27 protein-coding genes and 4 pseudogenes are annotated in these 25,634 nt (G+C 32.5%); 22 read left to right on the top strand and 9 right to left on the bottom strand.

Features of this window, described 5'->3' with window-relative positions:
• The first annotated feature begins 207 nt into the window (after nucleotides 1–207).
• Complete coding sequence (locus tag F9279_RS16315; RefSeq protein WP_152114945.1) at nucleotides 208–642, top strand: hypothetical protein; 435 nt, start codon at nucleotides 208–210, stop codon at nucleotides 640–642.
• 253 nt (nucleotides 643–895) lie between these two features.
• On the opposite strand, the gene F9279_RS16310 is transcribed toward F9279_RS16315, so the two are convergent.
• Nucleotides 896–1,879 carry a DUF3231 family protein gene (locus tag F9279_RS16310; RefSeq protein ID WP_152114944.1) on the bottom strand — a complete coding sequence of 328 codons (984 nt, stop codon included), beginning with the start codon at nucleotides 1,877–1,879 and terminating at the stop codon, nucleotides 896–898.
• Between the two features lie 289 nt (nucleotides 1,880–2,168).
• On the opposite strand from F9279_RS16310, the gene F9279_RS16305 reads away from it, so the two are divergent.
• The 3 genes from F9279_RS16305 (at nucleotide 2,169) to F9279_RS16295 (ending at nucleotide 4,893) form a co-directional block, all read left to right on the top strand.
• The gene (locus F9279_RS16305) at nucleotides 2,169–2,726 is read left to right on the top strand and encodes an RNA polymerase sigma factor (protein ID WP_152114942.1); all 558 of its coding nucleotides are present in this window, start codon (nucleotides 2,169–2,171) and stop codon (nucleotides 2,724–2,726) included.
• On the top strand, nucleotides 2,692–4,140 hold the full coding sequence (locus F9279_RS16300) for an anti-sigma factor (RefSeq protein WP_152114940.1): 1,449 nt from the start codon (nucleotides 2,692–2,694) through the stop codon (nucleotides 4,138–4,140). Before F9279_RS16305 ends, F9279_RS16300 begins: the two co-directional genes overlap by 35 nt.
• Nucleotides 4,141–4,281: 141 nt before the next feature.
• Nucleotides 4,282–4,893 carry a hypothetical protein gene (locus tag F9279_RS16295; protein ID WP_226793620.1) on the top strand — a complete coding sequence of 204 codons (612 nt, stop codon included), beginning with the start codon at nucleotides 4,282–4,284 and terminating at the stop codon, nucleotides 4,891–4,893.
• Nucleotides 4,894–4,924: 31 nt separating this feature from the next.
• Here the strand turns inward: F9279_RS16295 and F9279_RS16290 are convergent, their stop codons facing one another.
• Nucleotides 4,925–5,143, bottom strand: a complete 219-nt coding sequence (locus tag F9279_RS16290) for a hypothetical protein (protein WP_226793626.1) — start codon at nucleotides 5,141–5,143, stop codon at nucleotides 4,925–4,927.
• Between the two features lie 15 nt (nucleotides 5,144–5,158).
• On the opposite strand from F9279_RS16290, the pseudogene F9279_RS16285 reads away from it, so the two are divergent.
• Nucleotides 5,159–5,611, top strand: a pseudogene (locus F9279_RS16285) (MMPL family transporter); the annotation flags it as partial.
• A 423-nt stretch (nucleotides 5,612–6,034) separates the two neighbouring features.
• Complete coding sequence (locus F9279_RS16280) at nucleotides 6,035–6,535, top strand: GNAT family N-acetyltransferase (protein ID WP_152114934.1); 501 nt, start codon at nucleotides 6,035–6,037, stop codon at nucleotides 6,533–6,535.
• Nucleotides 6,536–6,659: 124 nt separating this feature from the next.
• Here F9279_RS16280 and F9279_RS16275 read toward each other — a convergent pair whose 3' ends face one another.
• Nucleotides 6,660–6,914, bottom strand: coding sequence for a hypothetical protein (locus tag F9279_RS16275; RefSeq protein ID WP_152114932.1), 255 nt, complete (start codon nucleotides 6,912–6,914; stop codon nucleotides 6,660–6,662).
• A 167-nt stretch (nucleotides 6,915–7,081) separates the two neighbouring features.
• Between F9279_RS16275 and F9279_RS16270 the strand changes: the two genes are divergently transcribed.
• The 4 genes and pseudogenes from F9279_RS16270 (at nucleotide 7,082) to F9279_RS16255 (ending at nucleotide 10,543) form a co-directional block, all read left to right on the top strand.
• Nucleotides 7,082–7,885: an isocitrate lyase/PEP mutase family protein gene (locus tag F9279_RS16270; protein ID WP_193224609.1), complete on the top strand. Its 804-nt coding sequence runs from the start codon at nucleotides 7,082–7,084 to the stop codon at nucleotides 7,883–7,885.
• 13 nt (nucleotides 7,886–7,898) lie between these two features.
• A complete protein-coding gene (locus F9279_RS16265) occupies nucleotides 7,899–8,963 on the top strand; it encodes a bifunctional transcriptional activator/DNA repair enzyme AdaA (RefSeq protein ID WP_152114928.1) in 1,065 nt (354 codons plus the stop codon).
• Between the two features lie 114 nt (nucleotides 8,964–9,077).
• The gene (locus F9279_RS16260) at nucleotides 9,078–9,695 is read left to right on the top strand and encodes an NUDIX hydrolase (protein WP_152114926.1); all 618 of its coding nucleotides are present in this window, start codon (nucleotides 9,078–9,080) and stop codon (nucleotides 9,693–9,695) included.
• 55 nt (nucleotides 9,696–9,750) lie between these two features.
• Nucleotides 9,751–10,543, top strand: a pseudogene (locus F9279_RS16255) (DUF2332 domain-containing protein).
• Nucleotides 10,544–10,882: 339 nt separating this feature from the next.
• On the opposite strand, the gene hpaB reads toward F9279_RS16255, so the two are convergent.
• Nucleotides 10,883–12,334 (bottom strand): 4-hydroxyphenylacetate 3-monooxygenase, oxygenase component, encoded by a 1,452-nt coding sequence (gene hpaB, locus F9279_RS16250; RefSeq protein WP_152114924.1) that lies wholly within the window; start codon nucleotides 12,332–12,334, stop codon nucleotides 10,883–10,885.
• A 359-nt stretch (nucleotides 12,335–12,693) separates the two neighbouring features.
• Here hpaB and F9279_RS16245 point away from each other — a divergent pair, with 359 nt between their 5' ends.
• The 4 genes from F9279_RS16245 (at nucleotide 12,694) to F9279_RS16230 (ending at nucleotide 15,855) form a co-directional block, all read left to right on the top strand.
• Nucleotides 12,694–14,136 carry a PLP-dependent aminotransferase family protein gene (locus F9279_RS16245; RefSeq protein ID WP_152114922.1) on the top strand — a complete coding sequence of 481 codons (1,443 nt, stop codon included), beginning with the start codon at nucleotides 12,694–12,696 and terminating at the stop codon, nucleotides 14,134–14,136.
• 108 nt (nucleotides 14,137–14,244) lie between these two features.
• A complete protein-coding gene (locus F9279_RS16240; RefSeq protein ID WP_226793616.1) occupies nucleotides 14,245–14,688 on the top strand; it encodes a YfmQ family protein in 444 nt (147 codons plus the stop codon).
• A gap of 173 nt (nucleotides 14,689–14,861) precedes the next feature.
• Entirely contained in the window at nucleotides 14,862–15,293 is a 432-nt protein-coding gene (psiE, locus tag F9279_RS16235; protein ID WP_413463215.1) for a phosphate-starvation-inducible protein PsiE, read from the top strand.
• A gap of 178 nt (nucleotides 15,294–15,471) precedes the next feature.
• Nucleotides 15,472–15,855 (top strand): DUF1398 family protein, encoded by a 384-nt coding sequence (locus F9279_RS16230; protein WP_193224607.1) that lies wholly within the window; start codon nucleotides 15,472–15,474, stop codon nucleotides 15,853–15,855.
• A 418-nt stretch (nucleotides 15,856–16,273) separates the two neighbouring features.
• On the opposite strand, the gene F9279_RS16225 is transcribed toward F9279_RS16230, so the two are convergent.
• Nucleotides 16,274–17,176 carry a LysR family transcriptional regulator gene (locus tag F9279_RS16225; RefSeq protein WP_152114916.1) on the bottom strand — a complete coding sequence of 301 codons (903 nt, stop codon included), beginning with the start codon at nucleotides 17,174–17,176 and terminating at the stop codon, nucleotides 16,274–16,276.
• Nucleotides 17,177–17,500: 324 nt separating this feature from the next.
• Here F9279_RS16225 and F9279_RS16220 point away from each other — a divergent pair, with 324 nt between their 5' ends.
• Entirely contained in the window at nucleotides 17,501–17,764 is a 264-nt protein-coding gene (locus F9279_RS16220; RefSeq protein WP_193224606.1) for an HPr family phosphocarrier protein, read from the top strand.
• A 154-nt stretch (nucleotides 17,765–17,918) separates the two neighbouring features.
• A complete protein-coding gene (locus tag F9279_RS16215; RefSeq protein WP_152114913.1) occupies nucleotides 17,919–19,091 on the top strand; it encodes an MFS transporter in 1,173 nt (390 codons plus the stop codon).
• An 88-nt stretch (nucleotides 19,092–19,179) separates the two neighbouring features.
• Here the strand turns inward: F9279_RS16215 and F9279_RS25260 are convergent, their stop codons facing one another.
• Complete coding sequence (locus tag F9279_RS25260) at nucleotides 19,180–19,320, bottom strand: hypothetical protein (RefSeq protein ID WP_193224605.1); 141 nt, start codon at nucleotides 19,318–19,320, stop codon at nucleotides 19,180–19,182.
• 231 nt (nucleotides 19,321–19,551) lie between these two features.
• Here F9279_RS25260 and F9279_RS16210 point away from each other — a divergent pair, with 231 nt between their 5' ends.
• The 5 genes from F9279_RS16210 (at nucleotide 19,552) to F9279_RS16190 (ending at nucleotide 22,764) form a co-directional block, all read left to right on the top strand.
• On the top strand, nucleotides 19,552–20,076 hold the full coding sequence (locus F9279_RS16210) for a ClbS/DfsB family four-helix bundle protein (protein ID WP_152114911.1): 525 nt from the start codon (nucleotides 19,552–19,554) through the stop codon (nucleotides 20,074–20,076).
• Between the two features lie 122 nt (nucleotides 20,077–20,198).
• Complete coding sequence (locus F9279_RS16205; protein WP_152114909.1) at nucleotides 20,199–20,561, top strand: VOC family protein; 363 nt, start codon at nucleotides 20,199–20,201, stop codon at nucleotides 20,559–20,561.
• A gap of 327 nt (nucleotides 20,562–20,888) precedes the next feature.
• Entirely contained in the window at nucleotides 20,889–21,203 is a 315-nt protein-coding gene (locus tag F9279_RS16200; RefSeq protein ID WP_152114907.1) for a PadR family transcriptional regulator, read from the top strand.
• Nucleotides 21,203–21,925 (top strand): DUF2812 domain-containing protein, encoded by a 723-nt coding sequence (locus tag F9279_RS16195; protein WP_152114905.1) that lies wholly within the window; start codon nucleotides 21,203–21,205, stop codon nucleotides 21,923–21,925. Before F9279_RS16200 ends, F9279_RS16195 begins: the two co-directional genes overlap by 1 nt.
• Nucleotides 21,926–22,401: 476 nt before the next feature.
• Nucleotides 22,402–22,764, top strand: coding sequence for a hypothetical protein (locus F9279_RS16190; protein WP_152114903.1), 363 nt, complete (start codon nucleotides 22,402–22,404; stop codon nucleotides 22,762–22,764).
• A gap of 282 nt (nucleotides 22,765–23,046) precedes the next feature.
• On the opposite strand, the pseudogene F9279_RS16185 reads toward F9279_RS16190, so the two are convergent.
• Nucleotides 23,047–23,512 (bottom strand): annotated as a pseudogene (locus tag F9279_RS16185) (hypothetical protein); the annotation flags it as partial.
• On the opposite strand from F9279_RS16185, the pseudogene F9279_RS16180 reads away from it, so the two are divergent.
• Nucleotides 23,509–23,667: pseudogene (locus F9279_RS16180) on the top strand (winged helix-turn-helix transcriptional regulator); the annotation flags it as partial. The pseudogenes F9279_RS16185 and F9279_RS16180 overlap by 4 nt on opposite strands.
• 206 nt (nucleotides 23,668–23,873) lie before the next feature.
• Here F9279_RS16180 and F9279_RS16175 read toward each other — a convergent pair.
• Nucleotides 23,874–24,473, bottom strand: a complete 600-nt coding sequence (locus tag F9279_RS16175; protein WP_152114901.1) for a response regulator transcription factor — start codon at nucleotides 24,471–24,473, stop codon at nucleotides 23,874–23,876.
• Nucleotides 24,470–25,603 (bottom strand): sensor histidine kinase, encoded by a 1,134-nt coding sequence (locus tag F9279_RS16170; protein ID WP_152114899.1) that lies wholly within the window; start codon nucleotides 25,601–25,603, stop codon nucleotides 24,470–24,472. Before F9279_RS16170 ends, F9279_RS16175 begins: the two co-directional genes overlap by 4 nt.
• Between the last annotated feature and the right edge of the window lie 31 nt (nucleotides 25,604–25,634).

Genomic DNA, 25,634 nt, shown 5'->3' with positions numbered 1-25,634 from the left:
TTTTATTAAGATGGGATTATTTACTATTAGAATAACTTGTCGGTATTGAGGAATAAATATAATTGCCAATTTATAGAATAAATGATTCATTAGTTAGTCTTTTATAAGAAGTGTTTAGCACCAGTGTCATTCTTTATTCTGCATTTGATAATTTGCCATAAAAACATGTATTAGAGCATTTTAAAGAATAAATATAGGATGTGGAAAATGTTACATTATTATTTAATACTTTTCCTTGGGTCTATTTTTGTCATAGTAGCACTAGATGCTTTTATTAATATATTCTGGAAGAAAAATTATACATTATTAAAAGTAGGTAAATTTCTTGGGATTTTTCTTCTCGGAGTGTTAATGTTAGTGGTTACTATGCCAAGCCTAAAATATGTGGTACTCAAGGATTATGATGTTGTTAATGGAAAATGTATTATTGAGATAGATACACAAGGACGTTCTTCTTCAGCAAATTTTAGTATTCTTAATACAGATAAAAAATTTACTTATGATGATATCCCAGATTTAGAGGCATATGGTAAGTCAATTCCTTATTATTGTGAGCTAACTATTACAAAAGATCACTTAGTTGAAATTAGTTACAAGATATATGATGAAAAGACAAGAAAGTTAATATTAAAAAGTAATTAGTTTTGAGGATAAGTTCCTACATAATTGAAACGGTAAAATGAATACTTCTAACTTCAGAACCAAAATGATTATGGGATGTAGTTTAACAGAGTACTTATCCATAGTTTCTTAAAAAGGAACTTAGAAAATGATGAAAATAAATGAAAACCCTGCTCAAACTTTGGCAGGGTTAAGTGAGTTTCCTATTTTATTGTCATAGAGAAACTATGTTAAAGTTTATGTTCTTATATAATTGAAACAATTCTAATAAAAACTATAGATCCATTGATGGTGGTTCCTCTAACCAACCTTTTTCCATCATTAAACGAGCTCCTTTTAAGCCAAATGCAAATACATCTTTAGCGAAAAGACCAGATTGTAGTATTACATCATTACGTAAATGAAAGACAGCTCCGAAGCCTTGGCCACCAATACTAAACCCATTGAGTAAATAGGTGCAATAGAGCATTAGCTTTTCTGAAAATGGTGGTATTGTTGAATTAGTAACTACTCCACTTGGAATTGAAGGAGAAGGTATATTACTCTCTATCAACATTTCCTCTGTGTCTTTATAAATCTTTTTAGATAACTCATATCCTTTTTGAAAATACTTTTTTACCTCTAAATCAGAAGAGCTCTGAGCAAAACCTTTCATAAGTTGCATTCCCAAAATATTAGATTCTAGTGAATGATAGATTAATCCGTATTCAACGATGTTAAATCCTCTTCGACTACCCAATATATTGGTACCTTTCATATAATCTTTATCATTTAAAAAGCTTCTCGAATGAGGCATATTAATGGTTGGAGGATCAAGCATCCATTTATTTTGTTGCAAATACTCTGTGAAATAGAGGTAATACTTTTGCGTTAATTCTGTAAGCTCTCTATAAATATCAATAATGTCCTTGCGGTAAGATATGGTTGTATGAAGAACATACATCCCCATACTAATTTCTTTTAATACTCTAGAAAACATGATGTCGAACCCTTGGTCAAACAATTTAGGAGCATCTAAATGAACATCTTCAGCAGTAAATCCCAATGGTACGATACCACCAGAGGTTTCAATCATTTTTTTTATCTCTTTAACTTTAACTGCTAGCTTTTCATGAAGTCCTTTCATCAGATCTTTAGCCTTTGGTTCTTCCGATTTCTCTATAAAGTATTCTAGTATGCATAGGATCATTGTTTTTTTCTGATAAGTTGTCCATAATGCACCATACTCTACTGAGGTCAAATTATTTTTATTGACCATGTATTTTCCTCTTTCTTATAGCTTTTATTTTATATGTAATATTTGCAGAAGTAATTATATCTATTCTTCCTTTTCGCATAATACAGCATTAGATTTAGTAGAACATTGGCTGAAAGTTGGACTCATGGAAGAAGGATAGCTCATACATTCTGACTATGAAACACCACAAGTTGGCAAAGAATATTCAATAAAGTAAAACTAGAAAACCACACAGAATAGGGCTGCAGTTTTCCTTTAAGTGTCACAAATTTATAAACTCAATCGTTATATAGAATGAAAGGGGGATAACATGAAAGGTACTAATCAAGATTATAAAAAGATGGAAGAGTTATACGAGTTATATGAACAAAAAATTTATTTTGTAGCATATTCCATTGTAAGAAATGTTCAACAGGCAGAAGATATCGTTCAAGAAGTGTTTATCACGCTTTACAACAATCTGGAGAAATTGCGTAGTTTGGATACGTATGAGCACAAACGCTACATATTAAGAATTGCGAAAAATAAAGCAATAGATAGCTACCGAAAAAATAAACGGCAGGGAATGCTGGTGGAAGAATATCAAAGAGAATCAATGGAAACGGCAGATGAAAAAATGAATGAATGGGAACATCAGATTATGGCTGAAAATCAAATTGATTCATTGTTAACCGTGTTAAGTGAGTCATGTAGACAGGTGTTTAAATATAAAGTTTTCTATAACTTATCTTATCAAGAAATCTCTAAGATTATGGGTTTAACAGAGGTCAATATACGTAAACAATTCGAACGAGCTCGGAAACGCCTACATAAAAGAATAGGAGGTATTCAAAGTGAAGGATTCACAGAATTCAAGAGGAACGTTTGACTTAGCGGAAAAAATTGCATTAGATGATTTTGATACATTAGTTGAAGAACACGAATTTTCAGATACCTACAACCACAAAAAGAAAATGTTTATGGAGAAAATTAAGAATCAAGGTGGACAACCAAAGGCACGACGGAAAAAGAACCGTCTATTAATTGCTACTGCTGTTCTTTTAATTGGTCTTCCTACAACTGCTTTTGGTGCTGTAAAAGTCTATGATATGATGGTTCAAAAGCAAAATTATGAAGTAGATATTTCTGTGACAAATACAGAGATTAATCATCATGACAAATGGTATAAAATGAAAGTTAATAGTTTGCCAGATAATATGGAAGTAATAAAAAATACAGACGATATGAAATATTCCTTTAAAGAAAACTATGCAAAAGGAGGCTTCTCATTTATTCTTTGGAGATTAGGAGAAAATTCAGATTTCCAAACTCTTTACGCAAATGACTATGAAGAAAAAGAGATAAACTGCAAGAAGGCAGTCATTATACATAAAGATTCAGGAAATGACTCTACCATGTTTGATAGACAAGTGTATCTATTATTTGAAAAAGAGGGTATCATGCTAGAAAGTTATATTGGAGCAGATGTAAACGAAGAATTAATGGTGGAAGTATTGGGAAATATCTCACTAGAGCCTTCATCAAAGGAAGAGGCATCGCTTATTACTGATTATAAGGAAGCTCCAATTATGGATACAAATGAACTAGAAGCACGAAAAATTATTCCATTGAAAAAAGACAGTAATAGCCTTTTCCATATAGGTGACGTGGTTCCAGTAACGAAAGATGTATTGCATAATGGAGGAAATGGCACTACCAATAAATTAGATAGCTTAGAATATGTGGTTGAAAAAGTGGAAGTCTTTGATTCTATAAGAAATTTCAAGCAAGAGAATTTTAATAATTTTATAGTAGATAGGTTAAACGAGTACAGTGTTTTAAATCAGCAAAAGAACCTGAACCCATATAATCGAAATATATATAAGTCGGGGAATGGTATAGATTCTATTGATGAGTTAGTAGAAACACAATCCGTTGATGTTAAGTTTATCTATCTGACAACAACAGTAAAAAATGTCGGGAATCAGGCAACAGAAGAAATTTACATGCATCCATCTTTGACAGTGCTTAAACTGGAGAATGATGGTTGGACCTATGTTAAAGATAATGAATTTTATGAAGAGAGTATCATCTCAAATGAAGTCGATTATTTAGAACCACACGGAAATGGCAAAGGTTTTTACAATATTGGCAGTATCCAACCAGGACAAACGAAGAGAGTTAATTTAGGTTATTTTGTAGATGAAGATAAACTAAATTCCATTTTTCTTGATGCATTTCATTACTCAGGACCTTCGGAAGATTTAAATAAAGATCGATGGTGGATTGATCTTCGTCAGTAAGATTTAAGCTGTATTATAGTAATTTAGGGCGAACACGTATAAGGTGTTCGTTCTTTTAATATAAAATGACTATTGAGTTTTCAAGGAAGGGCAAATGACTAAGAAGATAATAACGCTACCTATTTCTCAACTTACCTTAAAATGAAGAAAAAGATGTTAGAGTTAATTTGGGAAATAAATAGTGAACTGAGGAGTTGTATTGAAATGATTAATTGGGAATGGACAGAGCTTGATCAGTTAGAGAAAGATGAAAATTGGCATGCAGCTAAAGCTCTTTTGTTAGGAACATGGAAAAAGTATCCGCATGATTTGAAAGTTACTCTTCGTCTCGTTTTTTTTTGTTGGTATCTTATAATAGAGGATGGCCCAGTAAATGTAAAGAATATGGATCTGGAAGAATTACAAACAGTATTAGATGAAGTAACTCTTTTTGGGCTGACTAATTATAATACTGATCCAGCGTATTTATGGTGTTTTGGTTATATGATGTCATTATTTCCCTATTACTTTGGAGATGATTTTGAGATGTTAGAAGAAAAAGGTAAATCTATGTTAAAGCAAGTATATACGAAGGTACCAAATGATCCAGTGTATAAGTATTCTTATTTAGCTTGTATATCAAAAAAAGTTTCTTCTGAAGTGACATTACAATTGCAAGCTATTTTGGAGGATAGATTTAAGGGAGAAGGGCTTTTATCCAGTTATTTTAAGAGTATATGGGGGAATCCTCATGAATTAGCAAATGAAATTTAGTAAATTATTAAAGCTATAATCACTTTAAGATTTAATATTGTGGCAAGATTCTTGATATCTTGTCAGTAAGAGATGCAGGAGACTCTGTTGCACCTCTTTTAATCCAATCACAAATAATATTAAACATGCCACCAGATAGAAATAAGACCTGTGTTCTATTCATTTTATGATTATCAATATCTTCTTGAAAAATAATTTCCATTGCATAATTAATATAGTCTAGTAGAATTCCAGACATATTAGAAGAAATTAAGTTTCTAAGTATTTATTTGGTTTTCCTGCTTCTAGTCCAATTTTAGCATTCTTACCTGTTATCTCCATAGGAATCCTATTCGGACTAGCAATGGATTACGAAATTTTCTTAGTAAGTAAAATGCGTGAAGTATATGCACATACTGGGGATTATAAAAAGGCAATCTTACATGGAATGAGAGACAGTGGAAAAGTAGTTACAGCAGCAGGATTAATTATGATGGCTGTTTTCATAGGCTTTATGATGGCTCCAGATGCCATGATTAAAGTAGTTGCTATGTCACTAGATTTTGGCGTATTCTTTGATGCATTTATAGTGAGAATGACCATTGTACCTGCAGTTATGGCATTAATGGGTAAATCAGCGTGGTATTTGCCAAAATGGTTGGATAAAATATTGCCGAATATTGATATTGAAGGCGAAAGTATTATGCATGAAATAGAGAAGAAAAAAGGAAAGGCATAAGTATTGATTATCGTAAGAGAGTAATATGTTTTATCGAGGTATTCTTAGAAATGGTTAGTCCATTTTATAAGGATGCCTCTTTAGTTTTGAAAGCTTAAATAACAGAAAGAAGTAAAATCTATTCAGAAGGTAATCAAGCTATACCTGAAGAACTAGTATAGATGAAAACCTATCTGAAGGAGAAGACAAATTGTTTAGAAATGACAATTAACAGAATAAATCAATGGCAACATGACTAGCAAGAGAATTAAAACTAGCTTTAATGGAATTCGAATATTGATTCTTAAAGCTTGAAGAATTAACAAACCATTACCGTTTAAATAGAATACCAACATACTATCGAAATTCAAATGAGTAATTAGCGATGGATGCCACTTTTTATTGGAACGGTTAGTCTAAACTGGTAAAAAAGGAGATGGACGTATGATTCAAGTAGTGAAAGCAAATAAGACTCATGTAGAAGCAATAGCAAAGGTGTGTTCAAAAGGTTGGCAATCTACAATCAATTTTCCTCATACGCAGGAGTATATAGAACAAGTGATACAAGAATTCTACAATCATGAAAGAATTAAAAAAGAAGTGAGCACCTCTAATCGTGAATGGGGTGGCTATTATGTTGCATTGGAAGATGGAGAAGTAGTTGGTGCGGCTGGTGGTGGTATGACAGAAGAAGATGTAGGAGAGTTGTATGTGATTTATCTTGATTCTAATAGAAGAAATGAAGGAATAGGTACTAAATTGTTAGAGGCTGTCACGATGCAACAAAAGGAATTATTTGGAGCAAAGAAACAATGGGTCTCTGTTATAAAAGGAAACAAGTTAGGGATTCCATTTTATGAAGCGAAAGGGTTTACATTTCAACATGAAGTGGTGGAGAATGGTATGTCACCCTATATCAAATGTAGATACTCTAGAGAAATATAAGAATCACTTCATTTTCTAGATAATATAAAGACTGAGATATAGTAGAAGTATGGAGCAGATACTAAAAAGCATCTTCATATGCAGATGCTATATTCATATAAAAAAAGATAAAGACATCTTCGTCTTATTCTAGATCTTCTTCAAATGGTGCATGTTTAATGATGATTTCTTTGTTCTCAAAGTCAATTTTAGGTTTAAGATTATAGTTACTTCCAATAAAATCAACGGAAGTGCCTGTTAACTGAAATACTCCGATAGAATCATGTTCTGAATCCGTGATAGAATATTTTGATTTATCACTAATTCCTTGGAAAACATCATATTTTTCATGAACATTCAGCTTCCAACCATATTCTAAATTATATGTTGAAGTTGTCATACTACCTTCGGAAAATGTTATTTATTCCCTTTTTATTGTAATATTTAAGTGATAAATTAGCAAATTATTTGATAGTCATCGTAAAAAAATACTTGTTCATTTTTCGAAAGTATTTACTCTGCTATGTCTCTATAATGAAGTTAAATTCTAAGAAAAGAGGTAATAGTATGAGTGGAAAAGTAAGCTTTTATGAATTTCATCAAAAGAAACAACCATTAGTTCTTATAAATGTTTGGGATGATGAAAGTGTTAGAATATTAGATGAAAATAAGGTAGCAGTTGTAGCTACAAGTAGTTATGCTTTGTCTGATAGCATGGGAATACAGGACGGAGAAAATATTTCTTTTAAAGAGTTAGTTGAAATAGAAAAAAATATACATAACAGCTCCCTTTCAGTGGATATAGAGTCTGGTTATGCAGATAATTTATCTACTCTGCAGAAAAATATAGAATCCATTTTAAACCGTAATATCGCTGGAATCAATATAGAAGATAAGTATCCTAATACAAATCAATTAATGGATAAAGCAGACTTTACTCAGCGGCTAAGATTAATTAAACAAACAGATCAAGCAAATAAATTATTTATAAATGCAAGAACGGATATTTTTTTCTATGGAGACATAGAAGAAAAAAATAAGGATACTCACTTACTTTCAGAGGCCATTTCATTAATTAATGATTATCATGAAGCCGGCGCAGATGGGATTTTTATCCCAGGGCTATATAATAAGAATTTTATCGAGAAAATTTCCAAAGAAGTAAATCTGCCAGTTAATATTATGCTTACTATTAAATTGGATAGAATAGAAGATTATTTAGATTTAGGTGTTTCTAGAATTAGTTATGGACCATCAATATATTTAGATTGGCAAGACAGTCATCTTTCGAAAACAGTTTATCTTTCGAAGCTGATAAGAAAAGTTAAGGAGTTACAAAATCAAGGGAAAGTAAGACTAACTCTAGAATAAGGTGGAAATTCAGATGATAAGTTCTGAGATAAAGCGAGAAGAATTCTATAAGGCATTAGTGGAGAAGAATCCACAATATGATGGTATTTTTTTCGCCGGTATTAAGACAACAGGGATTTTCTGTCATGCAACTTGTACTGCCAGAAAGCCTAAGTTTGAGAATTGTGAGTTTTTCCTAACAGCAGAAGAAGCATTATTAGCGGGTTTCCGTCCTTGTAAGCGTTGTAATCCGCTATTTTACCCAAATAGTATTCCGGAAGAAGTCGAAATTTTGGTAGCTGCTGTGGAAAAAAATCCAGAGAAAAGGTGGAAGGAAGCAGATTTTCAAACTTTAGGAATTCACTCAGCTACTGCAAGAAGAAAGTTTAAAGAAGTATATGGAATGACCTTTGTACAATATGCTAGGTCCCGTAGAATGGGAATTGCTTTTAAAGAAATAGTAACTGGTAAAAAGAAAGTCATTGATCAACAAGTCTCATTAGGATATGAGTCACCAAGCGGATTTAATGATGCATTTACAAAAATTATGGGAAACCCACCTAAAAAGACCACCATTTCTATCATTCATGCGAATATTTTCTCCACACCGCTTGGAAATATGATTAGCTTATCTGATTCCAATTATCTGTACTTACTAGAGTTTCTGGATAGAAGAGGATTAGAAAGAGAAATTGAGAAATTACGTGAAAAGCTTCATGCCAGAATTTTACCTGGAGAAACGGAAATACATCATAATCTAGTAAAACAATTAAATGTATATTTCACGAAGGAGCAATGTCAATTTACCATTCCGCTTTTTAAGAATGGTACCCCTTTCCAAGAAAAAGTGTGGGAAGTACTTACTACTATTCCTCCAGGACAAACGGTGACTTATCAAGATATTGCTAAGAAATTAGGCAGTAAAGATCTTGTAAGAGCTGTTGGTAATGCAAATGGAGCCAACCAAATATCTATTCTTATTCCTTGTCATAGAGTAATCAATACTAACGGTGAATTAGGTGGATATGGCGGTGGAGTAGAAAGAAAGAAATTTCTGTTGAATATAGAAAAAACATTTAATAAACAGAAGAACGGTTAGCTATTATAGGGTAACTGTTCTTTGTTATAGAGTAACAATATTGAATTTATAGATAATTTTTGTGAAAAAAGCTATATGATGGTAATATTTAACTAAAAAATGAGGTGCAAAATATTGGAACCTAAATGGCTTCAATGGGCAAAGGAGCTTCAATCCCTTGCACAAGCAGGTTTAACTTACTCGAAGGATGTCTATGACATAGAAAGGTTTGAAGCTATTAGAAATATTAGCGTTGAAATAGTAGCTCAACATACAAATATCCAGAATACTGTAATAAAGGACTTATTTGCAAATGAAAGTGGATTTGCCACTCCAAAGGTAGATATCAGAGCTGTAGTTTTTCAAAATAATAAAATATTGATGGTTAAAGAAAACACAGATGGCGATTGGGCCTTACCTGGTGGATGGGGGGATATTGGTTTATCACCAAGTGAAGTAGCAGTTAAAGAAGTAAAGGAAGAGTCAGGATTTGATGTTAAAGCAGTAAAGCTTATAGCTATACTTGATAAGAAGTGTCATCCACACCCACCTTCTCCCTATCATTTGTATAAGATTTTTATCCTATGTGAAATAATTGGTGGTGAACCGCAAAAGGGAATAGAAACAAGTGAAGTAGCTTTTTTCGATAAAAAACATTTACCAAACTTATCAGTCGCTAGAAATACAGAATCACAAATAATGATGGCATTTAAGCATCTTTATAAAAGGGACGCTTCAGTAGACTTTGATTAGAAACTTTTGCCTATTTTAATATTCTTATTTCTTTAATGAGAAGGAGGAGCTAACTGTGAGGAATCAAGAACTTATATCTCAAATTTTCTTAAACTTCGCGGAAAAAGAATGTAAGGGATCGAGTTTACTATATGAACATTTATCCATTGAAATTGCTAGAAATGAAATGATACTTGATATATGTATGAACGCACGAAAGGGACAACCTATTCCCAATCTTCTTTTTGGAGCAGTACATTATCTACTACTGAAAGGCAAGTTACATCCATTAAAAGAGTATTACCCTAGTATAGTAGAGTCTCCCAAATCTTATCAGCATTCTTTTCCTTTCTTTAAAGATTTTTGTTTGGAGTACAAAAGGGAATTGGAAAAAATTCTTCAATCCAGAATGGTTCAAACAAATGAAGTACGCAGATGTGCTTATCTTTATCCTGCTTTTTGTACAATTTATGAGAAAGTCAGAAAACCTCTGGCACTTATAGAAATTGGCACTAGTGCTGGATTGCAGCTTTTCTGGGATAAATATGCGTACATATGTTAATGATTGCTCTGTTCAGTTTATAAATGGTGACGGAATAAAGTTACTATCTGAAATTAGTGAGAATATCCCAGAAGATAGCATCATTTGTATCTTTCATACACATGTTGCCAATCAAATGTCTATAGAAACGAAACAACAACTTCTACAAATAGTAAAAGATATAGGAAAGAAAAGAGATATATGTCATCTGTATAATAATATACAAGATAAATACTTACACTTAGACTATTATTTTGACGGGATAGAGAGTCAAAACACAATAGCGGAAACCGATGGACATGGTAGGTGGTTTAAGTGGTTAGCTTAATGGGAGTTCATTTAATCTAGTTGAGTAAGTTTCTAGTAAAAGAACTTCTATAGAGTATCTTTTTTATAAAAAATAGCAATCGAATCAATGGAAATGGAGGAGGATAATGGATTAAATTATACAGAGCGCTGTTTAAGGATATTTCACTATGCAGAATTGCAAGCAAGAGAAAGTACTAAAGTGGTTTATCCTGTAACTTTATTACTGGGTATATTGCAAGACAGGACAGGAGTGTGCGCTGAACTGCATAGTAAATAGAGAGGTAGTTCTTTTACAAAAAGGCAACAATCTGCACCAATTCTTGCCTAAGCTGGCACAGATTGATCTTTAAAAATGATATTAATTGTCTTTTTTTAATGAAAGGAAACTCCTAATATTCTCTGCATGAATCTTTTTAGGATATTTATTATACAAGCCACTTGCTAATCGAATAGGGTCTCCGAAAAAATAACGTTCGTATTGTGTTTGTCTTGTTCCAAATGAGCTCATGGTTAAATCCCACGCTAAACGAAAAAGTTTAACTCGATTCTTTGCATCTAATTGAGTAGCTTGAAGGTAATGATCTAAGTCTGTTCTAATATTTGACTGAAAAGCCTTCTCTGTTGGCAATAAAATCATTCCACTTGCCCCAATTAGCTCGATAATTTCCACGAAACGGGGATATATTTTTGGGAAGATATTACTGGCAACTTGCAATGGTATCATACTTGGTCGCATAGTACCACATTCATCTAATTGAGCATCATTTTCTGCTTTCTCTAGGAGAGCTTTCATTGTCTCAAGTCCAATGATTATTTCAGAAAGTTTCTCTTGAATATGTTGATATTCTCCTACATTAATCGTTTCTACGAGAAGTTGTGCTATTCCAAGGATAAACTCGGTTTTAACAATTTGTCTGGTGATGACTTGGTGATAGGCGAACGAATGAAAAGAACTTTCATTAAGGAAGCTCCCAGCTGCTTCTATGTTTTCATAATAGAATACCTTTTCCCAAGGAACGAGAACATTGTCAAAAACTACTACAGAATCCATTTCTTCATATCTAGAACTTAAAGGATAATTAAATATAGAGTCTCCACCAACAAATGATTCTCTACAGTAAAATTTTAAACCTTTCGTATTAGAAGGAATAGAAAATGCATAAGCCTCGCTAGAATCAATAAATAAGCTTGGAGCGGAGAAAACTAACACTTCATCCGTCAAACCTCCTTCAGTCGCCAGTAAACGTGCCCCTTTAATGACAAGTCCTTCTTCGTTTTTATCGATTATTTTTGCAGAGACTGGTTCCTCTGATAATCCCAAATATCCTTGCGAACGATTAACCTGTGGAGTAATAAATGTATGAGTAAAAGAAAGGTCTTGCTCCATTGCTTTATTATACAAAGATTGTATGTTTTCAGGAAAGCAATTTTCTTTGCCTATTAAAAGATTTGAGGAAGAAGCGAAGCTCATAATCACCGTATTCATATAGTCAGGACTTCTTCCCATCATTCCATGGGTGTGTTTTGCCCAATGCTCCATCATAATTCTTCTTCTTTTTAAGTCTTCTTTTGTTTTTGGTTGTAAATAAGAAATTCCAATTGGCTCTTCCTTCTCAGGCGAATAGAAGATCATTTCATTTTCTAATTCTTTGTTATGTTGTAAATTATAAAGAGAAGCTTTCGTTTTCATGACTCCTCTAAAGGCTGGATGCTCCGATATTTTATTTTTTATTAATTCTCCATCATAATAAATTTCATTTTTCATCCCATCTAAACGATGAATAAAGTCCTCTCCATTTAAAATACCCACAGTATCTTCTCCTTTAAAATAACTTATCAAATTGAGGTAATTAATAATCAGTTTATTGAGCATCTAACTTGGTGGTTCCTATAGGAAAGGCTAGGTTGCAAAGAATTGTAAATAAATAGTTAGTTACGTGAGGGATCCATAAAATCATAAGACGAGAGAAAGTGATTTACAATAAAGAATAGGATTTGATTTACAGTAAGTTTTAAGTGCTAGATCTTTGAGTTCTCGGAATAGAGGTAATCTTAATATTTGGAAGGAAGCCTTCATTTAAAAGACAATTCTTTCCCTATAAAACATTAACTGTTATATTATAAAGAACTGTTCTTAAGGAAAAAATTAAGTTAAGAAGCGTGATTAATATGGATTGGAAACCTGACAGAAGTATAAAAAAAGCTATATATAAGCAACTTGCAGAGTACTTGGAAAGTGGAATAGAGGATGGGACATTTCCATTAGATAAGCAGTTACCTTCTGAGAGAAGCTTAGCAAAAGGTTTAGAATTGAATAGAAGTACAGTTGTTGCTGCTTATGATGAATTAGAAGCAAATGGACTAATTCAAAGAAAACGTGGTAGTGGAACTATGATTAGTAAGGATATTTGGGGAATTACCAAGAAACGTGTTCCTAGTTGGAATCGCTATATCGAAGCAGGTTCCTTTCTTCCGAACTTACCTGTTATGCAACGTTTAAGAAAAGAAATGGTAGATCATAAGTTAATTAATTTAGCGAGTGGAGAGCTTTCAGAGGATCTTTTACCTGTAAAACCATTACGAACTATTAGCTCTAACCGTTCTTATATTGGACCTTTGGGATATGATCATCCACAAGGAAATGAGATTTTAAGAAGTACCATAGCTAATCATATGGAGAAATATAGAGGTGTAAATACTCATTCATCTTCCATATTAATTACCTCAGGTGCTCAGCAAGCTTTGCATTTGGTTATTCAATGCTTATTAAAACCTGGAGATGCTGTAGCCATAGAGGATCCATCTTATCACTATAGTCTACCCTTATTCGAATCAGCAGGGATTAAACCATATTATGTTAGCTCAAATCATGAAGGAATGAACCCGCAGGACTTAATCCTGTTACATAAAAAACATAGAATAAAAATGATTTTTTTAAATCCGACCTTTCAAAATCCAACTGGCTCCTGTCTTAGTAATGAAAGAAGAATGGAGATTTTAGAAATTTCGTCAAAGTATGGCATCCCTATTATAGAAGATGATCCATATAGTTTAACCGCATTTGCAGCGGATGCGTCATATCCTTTAAAAACGTTAGATCAAAATGGGAATGTTTTGTATATAAGTTCACTCTCGAAAATTGTAGCATCGGGGCTTCGTATTGGTTGGATTATTGGACCGAAATCAGTTATTGAACGGCTATCAGATGCAAAGCAACAGGTTGATTTTGGGCACTCTATCTATTCACAATGGGTAGCTAACGAATTTTTAGAATCATCATATTTTGATAATCATTTAACTCATTTGAAAATACATCTGGAAAGAAGAAGAAATCAAATCGTTTCTAGTTTAAATACTTTTTTGAAAGGAAAAGTGGAATTTTCAATACCGCACGGTGGAATTCATCTATGGTGTAAAGTTAAAGAGGAAATTAGCGAAAATCGTATGTTGGAAGAGTCGATAAAAAAAGGAATCATTTATACTCCAGGATCTGTTTTGGGTACTCAAAAAGATTATGTTCGATTAACTTATGCACGAGAGTCTGAAAGTATGATAAACGAAGGGATAAAAAGATTCGCAGAAGCAATAGAAATTAGCAAAGCTTCTAAATGAAGAATGTACTTTTTAAGAAAGGAAAAGTGGATGGTTGAAATATAGATGAATTGGATGGTCTGAATTTATAAAATATATAGTACTATAGAGATAGTAACAATATATTTTATGAAAAAAAGCAATGGAGTGTATGTTATGACTTTGGTTTCCATTATAGCATTAGTCTTATTTTGTATTATAAAAATATTAATGACTTGCTTACCTACCGGTGTAGTAGATTGGCTTTTTGATAGGTATAGACTTCATTTAAAATTAAATGACAAGGATACAGAAATCTTTCTTAATACCGCGAGAGTTGAGGGAGATGAGAAGGCTACTATGATTAAACAGTTTAATGAAGCTGTAGTAAGAGAAAAATATAGTTTATATCCTGGAAGTGAAGAAACGTACCTTAAGCCTCAAAACGCTGATTCTTCATTTGTTATACAAACAAGAAAAGGTAATAGGGAAATAAAGCTATTACTATCTAGTTATCAGGATCATGTTGATGTTGTAAAACAATATAAGAATAAAATGGTAGTTTATAGCACTTATCCTTTTAATGAGAAATAAAAGGTTAAAAAAACCGATTGGAAGCATAGTCTCCAATCGTTTTTTTTATGTGACTTTCATTCAGTATGCAAGCTAAGGACAGGAGCAATTTTATCAAATAAGCACATAAAAAACATCCTATTCCTAACACTAACCTAGATCAGGAAAAATACTTGAGAAAAGAGGAGTATTAAATGATACATAGGAACAATTGGAATATGAAAAAGGTAATGGAACATTTACCTACCCTCTTACAAGTTTTATTAAATACTTGTCTGTTTTTTATTGGGTTAATTCTAAGTTTTCTTTTAATAAAGGAAACATGGTATATCTTTTCATATGTTGTTTTAGAAACAGCTGATAATCAAGATTATTATTCTTTCACAGAAGAATTACTAACTTTCTTTCTCTATTTTGAGTTTATAGCACTGATTATTAAATACTTTAAAACCCATTTTCATTTTCCATTGCGCTATCTTATTTACATTGGTATTACAGCAATTGTAAGATTAATCATTGTGGAACATAAAGATCCAATTAATGCGTCTTGGTGGTCTTTGGCTATTCTAATATTAATTACCTCTCTTTTACTAACGAATTTGAAACTTCTAAGAAGAGATTATTAGTGGATTAATTTGGTTATTGTGGTTTCGCGGATAAATACATTTTTTAAAGAATAAATTGGATATAAATGCTAATATATAGCGTGATTACGCGGATACTTTTCATTCTTTTTTAGAGGACTATGTTAGGCTATTATGTAAAGAACATGATAAGAATTGTTAAAAAAAAGGAGGCATATATTTGAATAACAATATATCAGAGAGTGAGTTTCAAGAAATTATTCATAGAAGAAGCAACGATAACTTAAGCTTTTCTGAATTCTTAGTACTATTGTCTCAAAGAGGTATTAACACATATGAAATAGATGTTGCTACAGGTCAAGCTACATATAAAGGAGTTTACGCTGATTTCAAAACAGATCCACAAGTAAGTTTGGATATTTCAAAAAAATTTGACGGAAAAAAGGTACTAGAGGCTATTGCTAACATTTCTCTCCCCTTTATAGATTTTTTAAAAGAGATTGCAGAAGCAGGAATAGTAACTTATCGTGTATACATACCTGAGAAAAAGGTTATATATATTGGAAGTGGAGAAGAAGAGTTGAAAGAACAGCTAAAACTTTAATAAATTTAGTTGCTAACCGAATATAGTCATATTATATGTTAAAGAGTTACGTAGATGAAGTAACTCGGCTTATAGAAAAAGTAATTTAGAAAGATCAAAAAGTATTTTTATGCAGATGATCCACGTTCCACGGTGCGAGCGTCTCAGACTTTCTCGCTAATCACGTAGTAGTCGACCGGATGCCTCTCCAAACTAGGAAGTATTGGTTACTAAACTCGAATTGGTAATTATTTATACATATAACCACTTTTTCAGTGCCCTAATCTGCGAGACAGATGAGACACAGCAGGCTAAAATGCAGATCACGGCTTAGTGCGATACCCAAGATAGCTTCCAAGTTTTTGATTCTCGTCCGGTACAGTTTATCTAGTAAGGGATTAGTAGATTTTTATCTACAATTAACTGTGAACAATAATGCCTATACATCTACATTCAAAAAGCTATTCCGTATTTCATTTAAAAATAGTTCAGCAGTAGTCGATAAGACATGATGTTTTTTCCATACTATATTTAATTCTGATTCTAATCTTGGCTCTAGGGGTCTAAAACAAAGATTACTATCATTAGATGTATTCACTAGCTTATCAAGGGTTATAGCATAACCAATGCCTTCTTCCACCATAATTGCAGCATTAAAGGCAAGGTTGTAGGTAGTTATCACATTTAGTTTATCAAAATCTTCCCCAAACCAATCGGCAAATTCATTTTTAGAATAGGATTGTTGCATAGCCTGTCTTGAACAGATGAGTGGGACATGAAGCAAATCTGCTGCCTGAATCGTTTCATTAGAAGCAAGAGAACTATCCTTTCTCATTACAACACCCCATAAATCTTTAGCAGGAATATTTATATAATTGTATTTTGATAAATCGGCTGGTTGTATTAAAATACCAAAATCTAGTAGGCCTTTATTAAGCCGATCCGTCACATCTTCTTCGTTTCCACTATATAGATGAAACTTTATATTCGGATAGCTTAACTGTAATTTTCTCACTATTCTTGCAATCAGTTTCATGGCTTCTGTTTCTCCACTACCAATGTACACATCTCCGCTTATTGTTTCTTCCATATTAGTAAATTCAGCCTCTAATTTTCCTACCATATGAACAATTTCTTCTGCTCTTTTTCTCAAGAGTATGCCTTCCTCAGTAAGAATGATGCTGTGACTACTGCGAATAAAAAGTTTTTTGCCTAATTCTAGCTCTAAGTCTTTTAGCTGTCTAGACAAGGTTGGCTGTGTTACATGTAATAGCTCAGCTGCCCCAGTTATACTTCCTTCTCTTGCAACAGCAAGAAAGTATCTCAAAACTCTAAGTTCCATAATCATTCCTCCTTCATGCCTTATTAGTATAGCCTATGCCTACAAGGTATATCTAGTTATTTGATATAAGTAATTGTTATATGGCGAATGTATCGATAGAATAAAGTCAAAGATTTAAAACAACATAATGAAAGGAAGTTTAGCTGTAAAGTAAGTAAAATTATTGTCATTATTAGGGCGCAAAGTCAAATGGTAAAGGAAATGATCTATTAATAAAAAAGTTGGATAGCTACATACATGTATGTTTATTAATAGTGAATTTTCCTTCTATTTTTACGATAATGACAAATGGAAACAAATCATTGCAGTAAGAAGGTGGATAATATGTTGATCGTAAAGTTAACCGTTAAGCTACCTCAGGGGCTTCAAGCAAGAAATACCATAAAATTTGTTCAAAAAGCATGTTCTTTTAGTAGTACTGTATTTCTAACTAAAAATGGTAGATTGGCAGACGGTAAAGAAGCTTTGGAAGTGTTGAATTTAAATATTAATAGTAGTGAGGAAATCAGCTTAATAGTTAATGGGCGTGATGAAGAAGTGGCTAGCGATTATTTAAAAGCTTTACTTTTAAATAAAATAGCAATCTAGTAGGCTTCTTTTACATGCTTTATAAAGAAATAGAAGTTTTAGTAGTACGCTCTTAATTTATAGCGTAGCAATATATCCTTCTTCCACTAAGCTCGTGAACCTAATATAAATTATACATCTTGAGGGTTAACTTTCATCATGTAGGAGGTACTTTATGGAGAAAAGAAGTAAATTATTGATTTATATTATGACTGTTGGAGTTTTTGGTATATTAAATACCGAAATGGGGGTTATCGGTTTATTGCCTTCCATTGCAGAACATTTTAATATTAGTGTATCGAAGGCAGGGTTGCTGGTGAGTTTCTTTGCTCTTACTATCGCCATATCTGGTCCAACATTGCCATTATTGTTTTCGGGATTTAATCGTAAGAAGGTCATGTTAGTCGTACTAGGTGTCTTTGTTATAGGTAACATTATATCTATTTTTACGCTCAACTTCACTCTTCTACTCCTAATTCGTATTATTCTAGGTTTTTTTCATCCAATATATTGCTCCATGGCTTTTACAGTAGCTGCAACATCTGTAAGGAAAGAAGAAGCACCAAAAGCTGTTTCTAAAGTTTTTATAGGTATCTCAGCAGGTATGGTAGCTGGTATACCCATTGCAAGTTTTATTGATAGTGCTATTTCATATGAAATGGCGATGGCCTTCTTTGCTATTGTAAACGGAATTGTTTTCATTGCTACATGGATTTATGTTCCCTCAATGCCAGTAGAAGCAAGACTTTCTTATAGCAGCCAATTTTCAGTGTTAAAAAAACCAATTATGTGGCTCTCCATTGTGACTTGTATTCTATTAAATTCAGCTGTATTTGGTGTTTATAGTTATATTGCGGAATATTTACAAACGGTTACAGGTATGCCTCCGAATATAATCAGCTTAACCTTATTTATTTTTGGTGGGGCAAATATTATTGGAAATCTTCTAGCAGGAAGGTTACTGACATATAGTCCTCTTAAAGCTATAGTTTCTTTCCCCTTAGTATTGGTTGTCCTATATATCATTTTGTTTTTTACAGGACAGCATAGTTTCCCTATGGTAATTATAACTTTTATTTGGGGAATATTAGCTGGAGGAATAATGGCTAATATTAATCAATATGTAATTATGGATTCCGCTCCAGAAGCACCAGACTTTGCTAATGGATTATTTATTTCTTCTTGTAATATAGGAACAACAGTAGGATCAGCAATAGGTGGGGTATTTCTATCAACATTTGGTACTAAATATATTGTACTGGTGGGCATTTTATCATTGGTATTAAGTTTGGTAACCATTTTACTAAGAAATCTCAAATTTTTTTATATAAGATTATCCACTAAGTAACGTTTCAATAATGTTTGTTTCCACAACAACCTGAAAAATGTACTCTGACCCCTACTTGGAATCACAATACCAATTAGGGGTCAGAGTCTTATTTACGTTTCGGTTCTTGAATAGATACATGCTTGGGTAGATTCGGATATAATGCTTTGCCTGCATCATCAGGACCAGTAAGGTCATTACGTTTATCTAGCACCTTCCCAGTATACTCAATAGGATTTTGATTTGTCATTAATAACACCTCCATTATTAGGATTGGTAAAATCGAAGTTTCCAATACAGATAATTTTCTTCTTTGGAGATACTTCTCTTAAACAATCGTTTTTGACTTTTAAAAGAAAAAGTGGTCAGTATTAGCTTAGTTTCTTTGGAAGAAAGAAGTATCCATTTTTCGGAAAAATTATACAATACTTCTTGTGCATATGTTACTATATAGAAAAATGAATGGGAGATTATAACAATTGTGAAAAGCGAAAAAGAACTATTGTTGATAGAAAGTGAAAGGAATTTTCAAGCATTGTTTATAATAATTGAATCTGTACCTAGTCGGATGAGAAATATTTCTATTGAAACACAAGACAGAGATAAGAATTTTCGTGATATTATTATGCATCTTTATGAGTGGCATGCCATGCTTGAAAGATGGTATAGAGAAGGAATGGATGGGGACACACCTTTTATGCCAGCACCTGGTTATAAGTGGAGCAATATAAAACTACTAAATAGACAAATATGGGAAAACTATCAAGATGTAACGCTTAACCAAGCGTTAAAGAAATTAAAGTTAAGTCATGCAAGAATTATGAATTTAATAAATTCACATAATGAAGAGGAAATTACCACAAAAAAATATTATAAGTGGACAAAAACAAGTAATTTATACAGTTATTTTGCTGCGAACACTTCCAAACATTATATATGGGCAATAAAAAAATGTGAAGTTATTGCAAATTCATTAAAGAAAGAAGAATTAATGAAGGCTAAATAATGTTAGAGAACCTTTTGGAGGATAACCATTTAGATGATACATATTTCCTAAAGACATAACTGCCTATGTACGTCCATCACTATATCTTTTGTCAGCTTATTAATTCAGAGAGGAGAGAAAGTATGGCACGAGTAATTGGATTTGAGCTAAATAGTCCAGAGCCCGAGAAAGCTGCTGAATTCTATTCGAAAGTTTTTAATTGGGAAATCTCTGAACCCAAATGGGATTATAGGTCTGTTTCTACTGGAGAGATAACCCAGTATGGAATAGATGGAGGGATTGCAAAAGGTCCAAGTGACTATCCACATGGAACAAGGATACAAGTGGAAGTGGATTGCATGGATGAAGTTCTAGTGACAGCTAAAAACAACGGAGCAATGATACTGAGAGAAAAAATGGAATTTAATGAATTTTATCTTTCCTACTTGATAGATCCGACTGGCATTTGTATAGGTCTTATTGAAAAAAAGAAACGAATGTACTAGATAATTTATGAGACAATACTCAATCCATGGTGTTGTCTTTTTTATTTTGAGATGAATTCTTTGGAAAGATTGTTGCATTTAAATTTATTTTTGAATTACAAGACACAAGACATTAAAAGGAAAGAGAAGTCTCTGTCTTGAGTCTTAGAAAAATAATTGTTTAAGAACTATTCAATAACTGCTTGATTAAAGTCTTTCCCAAACTTTTATGCTCTATTTATATCAGTTTATGATACATATCTATAGACATATGTATCATAAACTGATATATTAAAATAAACTTATATCATTTATTGATATATCATCATATGATATAGAGGTGGTTTATTGAAAACAAATGAACAATTAACAGATTCCATGTTCTACATTATGGCTGCTTTAACAAAACCAAGGCACGGATACGCGATAATGACTCTTATTGAAGAAAGGACAGAAGGCATAATTACTATAGGGCCTGCTTCTATGTATACCATCATCAAGAAACTATTAAAACAAGAATGGATATATCTATATGATGAATCAGATCCAAGACGAAAAACGTATCTTCTTACTCAGAAAGGTAAAGAGGTTTTGGAAGCTGATGTCAAACTTAGAAAATTAATGATTCGTTTAGCAGAAGTAGGTCTAGAGGAGGGAGAATAATGACACATACAAAGTATATTACGTCTGGTGGATTAGCCTTTGCAGAAGAAAAGGACATGGAAAAATTACGCAACTACTCATTAAAAGGATGGCATGTTAGTGAATTTAAGTTCATGGGTTATATTCTTAAAAAAGGTGATAGTAAAGAATATATTTATAGTGTTGATTATCGCCCTTTAAGGAAGGATGAAATGCAGGAGTATATGGAGTATTTTTCTTTTTCAGGATGGGAACATATTTCAACAGAAGATAATATTCATTTATTTCGTGCATTACCTGGCACAAAGCCTATTTACAGTGATCGTGAGACGACATTGGAAAAGCATCATAATTTAGGAAGTTCCTTAAAATGGCCGACCATTTCATTATTATTTCTAACAGTTCTATTATGGTTAGGAACATTTATAAGCACAGGTACTTTACAAATTACACTAGCTATTATTGCTTTCATTTCAACTGCTCTATTTCTTCCATCCATTATGACCGTGATTACAATATATGGTAATAAATGGAGGGCGGAAGGAAAAGGAGGCTTAGTTAAGCTAATAAAATATTTACCCCTACTCTTCTTTGTTTTAATGACAGTCTTCATTTTATTAGTTGTTGATGGACTTAGTAGATCGGCTGTAATCATAGCTTGTATGTTGATTGGTGGTTTGATTAGTCCAGCTATTATTTGGGGAGTTATGTCTCTTTACTATAGGATAGGGAAGAGAGCTTAAGATTGGAAAGAATAGAAAGTTAAAGAAAAGATAAAAGATATATTAAATCTAATCATGCTTATACTTTTTGCAGAGGGTGTTCCAAACTAATGGAAACCCCTTTATTTTATGTAAGCATATGAGCTATGTAACTATTTAACAATATAGTATGATCGAATTAGAAAAATACTATTCTAAGAAATAATGAACAATAAAAAAGGATTTTTGTCTTATCATATAGTAAGTATTTTATTTATAGAAAGAAAAAGGAGGTATTTATACGTGGATAACGGATTAGTAATGATTACTAATAGGTCCATTTCATTAAACTTCTTGATATATCTACAAAATATATACATAAATCAAAGTCAAAAAGATGTTAAATTAAGGTTTCCATATTTATCCTCAAGGATTACTTTTAAAAAAGATTTAAATTAGAATTCCAAATATTATGGGATGATATTTCTAATCAAATTTCATTATATGATGGTAATGACTTGAAATTATTTTACAGAGAAAAAGAGACTTTCTATAACAAACTCTATAATGAGGAGGAAGGAGATTTCACTAGTTTTAATGAAGTATATACAAGTTACTTAACTTGGTGGGAAAGCTTTGCAGGTGGTTTTGTGGTAGAAAGGTCTGTTGATGAGCTCAGTCATAGATTATATAAAGACATAGTAAATCTATTAAAGGAAAGTAGGAGGGTGTCACAAAAGACATTCCATGTTTATCTCATTTATGATGAATGCATATTTGCAAATCCACAAGTATCCTCAAATTTTGCTGTTATTCCAATCATAGACTTTTATATTAATTATAAAAAGTTAGTTTTAAGATTAAAAGAATGTTTCATTTAAGGTGCGAATTTCTTATTTTGTCAAATGGTAATCGAGAAAAACAGACAGAATGATTGCTCTCTCTGCCTTTGTTCTAAGAAATGAATTTGTTTCTTCATCATGTGTTACTAGAGTATGAGAAGAGGTTCTTTTTCTATATGCAGAGAGAAGTAGTTAATAAATGTAAAAACCAATTAGTTTGTTAGGAATAAAAAGAAAATTTCCATTCCTAATTAATTTATCAGCACTTTACATATGCGAACATTTTAATGAGAATTGACATCTTTCTATTTAGTTGAGAAATTATTTCAAGTATAGTAAGTTAAAAAGTGCTTGGTTTAATGATGTAGCTGGACGTTCTAATAAGAAATCTAGATCTGTATTTTTGGATTCTAGCCCACCTTCACGTATGCTTTTTTGAGTCATGATTAACATTGGAAGATAGGAGTCTGGCACTCCAGTAGCTTTTAGCATTTCTTCATAAGAAGTATCGTCCACTTCTAAGAAAGGAATGCTTTTATTTAATTCTTCGCTTAACGTATCAACAAACTGTTGTTGTGTTAAATTTGTACCAGATAATTCATATATCTTATTTTCATGACCATTTGCTACTATTGCATTTGTATGCTGACTCATAACTGTTTCTAAATCACCAAATGTTGATATGATGAATAAATCGATCTATTCCTGAGAATGCCGTAAGTAAGGCTTCATGATTTTCAAAATCTGTTATTCGAACCTCTAATCCTTGTTTTTTATAGCTAAGAGCTTAGAGAGCTGGAAGAAGACGAGTTAGTACATAGAGAAGTATATTAAGTTGTATCACCAAAAGTAGAGTATTCCTTAACAGAAAATGGCCTTACTTTTATACTTGTAATAGAAGTAATGCAAGTTTGGGGTAGTGAAATTATAAATAAAAAATAGAGATGTTAGAATAGGAAGAGGATTAAAATGAATAAATATTTATTTTATAAGTTTTTAATGAAGAAGGAGGGCATTCTTAAATAATTATTTATATTTTACCTTTGCAGTGTAAAGAGTTTTAGAAAACGGATAGAGGCAGCTATTACAAGGATTGCTTTGGTTAAAAAGCTCCAACAAAAATATAGAAAGGACTGGCCAGTCCTTTTCTATTTAAACCATCCTTTTTCCTTAAATCTGGTGATGGCTTCTATTCGATTTTTTACTTCTAGTTTTTCTAGTATCATACTGATATAGTTTCGCACGGTGCCAGTTTTAATGGATAGCTCTTGGGCGATTTCTTTTGTGTTTTTGCCATTTGCAACTAGAATAAGTACTTCTTTTTCTCGGTCTGTAAGAGGGTTTTCTTCTTTGTATACATCATCAACCAATTCTGGTGCATAAATTCTTTTGCCTTCCATCACACTGCGGATGCTTTTGGCCAAATCATCGCTTGGACTATCCTTAAGTAAATAGGCTGATACACCCGCTTTTAATGCACGCTGGAAATAGCCAGATCTGGCAAAGGTAGTTAATATAATGACCTTGCATGGATGGTTCATGAGGTCCTCAGCTGCTTCCAACCCTGTTTTAGCAGGCATTTCTATATCCATTATACAAATATCAGGATTTTTTTCTTTGACTAACTGTATGGCTTCTTCTCCATTGTTTGCTTTGCCGACAACCGTGATATCCTCTTCTAGATCAAGCAAGGCACCCAATGCTCCTAAAAGAAGGCGCTGGTCTTCGGCAATAACTATCCGAATCATAATAAGTCCTCCCTTTCTATCATTTTTCCATCATGTGGAACGACTATTTTTAATAAGGTTCCTTCCTCTGCAGAAATCTCCATTGTACCATTGATAAAATCCAATCTTTCTTTCATCCCTGCTAATCCGTTTCCGTTGTGGGAATCTTCTTCATTATAAGAGGTGGTTCCATTATCTTGGATTTCCATAATTGTTTCTTGTTTGTTTTGTCTGATGCTAATGTAGCAAGAGGTAGCATGACTATGTCGAACCACATTTGTAACAGCCTCTTTTAGACACATACTTATAATGTTTTCTGCAATCGAAGAAACTTTTAGATTGGAAGCTATATTGCAAGTCAGAGTAATTTCAGCTGCTTCTAATACTGTTTTTACGAGTATTAGCTCGTCTTTTAATTTTATACCGCGCATTTCTGAGACCATTTTTCTGACTTCATTTAGTGCTGTTCTAGAAGTATGTTGAATATCTTTCAGTTCCAAACGAGCTTGTTCTGGGTCTTTATAGACTAATTTTCTTGCTAAATCACTTTTTAAGCCAATAAGGGATAGTTTTTGACCAAGTGTATCATGAAGGTCTCGGGCAATTCTTTGTCTTTCTTCTAGTTTTACTAAATCAGAAATACGTTTATTGGCATCTTCCAGTTTTTCTTGAAGTTGATCTTTTTGTTTGCGGTTTTGAATAGTTAAAGGCAATAAAATAACTCCGAACCAGATAATCAGTACAAAGGGAAGTTGCTTTAATAGCAAGGAATCCCCGATGATAATTTTGAAGTAAATGACGAATGTTGTCACCGCCAAATGTATAAAGTAAAGAATAAAAAAGGGAACCTGTTTTTTTATATTGCCGATAAAATACGAAAGAAAAAAGGAAAAATATACATAGCTGTAAGCATAGATGGCAATAGTGGATATCCCGATCAAAAGGGATGGCCATAAATATATTGTCCAGCCTTTTGAAAGATAAGCTATTCTGTAAAATAGAAAAAATGAAATGGTCAGGATGATACCTGCTATCACATCAACTGCTGAAGAGGCGTGGAATATAAAGTAAAATGGCAAAATAGTAAGCAATGTCCAAATATAAGGAGATATGCCGGTGCTTTTTTTTAAAACCTCTAGCTTTTTTATCATTAGTTTCTAACCTCGTAATTTATTAGCTGTT

The sequence above is a fragment of the Bacillus sp. B1-b2 genome (assembly GCF_009183415.1).
Taxonomy (GTDB): Bacteria; Bacillota; Bacilli; order Bacillales; family Cytobacillaceae; genus Niallia.
The sequence above is the reverse complement of the archived record's forward strand: the minus strand, read 5'-3'. Positions and strand labels throughout refer to the sequence as shown.